Source organism: Oleiphilus sp. HI0061, from assembly GCF_001635675.1.
This window is the reverse complement of sequence record NZ_LWFE01001442.1, coordinates 1-875: the sequence shown is the minus strand read 5'-3', so window position 1 is coordinate 875 and position 875 is coordinate 1. Positions and strand designations below refer to the sequence as shown.

Sequence of the window (875 nt, the reverse complement as noted above, 5' to 3'; positions counted from 1 at the left end):
TAAAAGATATGTTGGAACAGGAGCTTAAAAGTCACCCTCCAGTTCAATCAGCACTACCTAAGCTCCGCTCAGCTGTGCAGGAAAATAGTGTAACCCCCTACTCTGCAGCACATCAAATCATTCAGTTATTTCTCAACAAACAAGACCCGTCTTGACTATTTACCGCCCCTTAGCGAGGACCCTATTGCTATCAGCCTGAGCTAATCACGACAGGCAAGGGTTCGAATATATCTGCCAACGCTAAACTAAAAAAGCCCGATTAAGTAACCGGGCTTGATAACAAACTAAGCTAAATATTATGCTGTTGTTTTCTTGATAATCGCAAGCAAATCGTCCTTTAGCTTAAGGCGCTCTTTCTTACACTTTTCAAGGTACTCGTCAGAGGTGTTTTCTGCACCAGTCTCAATTCTGTGTACTTCATGATCCTTATCATGATACTCATCAAATAAACGAGCAAAGTGATTATCACTCATCTTGAGGTTATGAATAGTCTCTTTATGCTCTGGCAACTCATGAACTAGATCGTGCTTTTCTAACATAGATATATATCTCCTTAGAGGGATTGTTTTTTATCATCTTTTCATAACTCCACTTTATATGAGCCTTAGTCCAAACGAGATGATCTAGGTCAAACAATTAGGTATCTTGAAAATCTTTCTATTGTCAGCCTAGATCAGGCCTAAACGTGAGTTTTCTATACATCAGGTAAAGACTTGTAAGCAAGTCGTGAAATCTAGTCAAATCCGCCTATACCCATTACTCAAACCTAAGAACAGCCTATACACTGAAGTCATTGTTTATGAATAGTTCTTCCAAAAAGCATAAGCACTATGGAAAGACTAAAACCAAATCAGGAAAGAATATGCTAAAAAGAA

1 protein-coding gene is annotated in these 875 nt (G+C 38.5%); it reads right to left on the bottom strand.

All coding sequences use genetic code 11. The features are described 5' to 3' along the window. Positions 1 to 296: 296 nt before the first annotated feature. Positions 297 to 539, bottom strand: a complete 243-nt coding sequence (locus A3735_RS22725) for a YdcH family protein (RefSeq protein ID WP_068513965.1) — start codon at positions 537 to 539, stop codon at positions 297 to 299. Positions 540 to 875 lie beyond the last annotated feature (336 nt).